A 308-nucleotide genomic window follows, 5' to 3' on the forward strand; every position below is an offset into this window, starting at 1 on the left:
CAGCATCCCTGCTGCCCTCGCCTGGCCTTCCGTCTTCGCCGCAGCGCTGCGGATTGCCCGTCAACCGCAGGGATTGTCCACCTCTCAGGCTTTTGAGTTGCTTTTATCCGCAGCCAGCACAATGCAAAAGGAGCAGGCGGGTGGGGCCCGGTGACAGGCATTCCGCAGCGCTGAGCGCAGGGAGTAAGACCCGGATGGGCCAGCAGGGATGCGGGCCCAAGGGCATGCCGGGACAGGGATGTCCCGTCATGCCCGGTCCGAAAGGTCGACGAGCGGAGCGAAGGGACCGCGCCACGCGCGGCGCGAGG

It is taken from the genome of Erwinia sp. ErVv1, from assembly GCF_900068895.1.
Classification (GTDB): domain Bacteria; phylum Pseudomonadota; class Gammaproteobacteria; order Enterobacterales; family Enterobacteriaceae; genus Erwinia.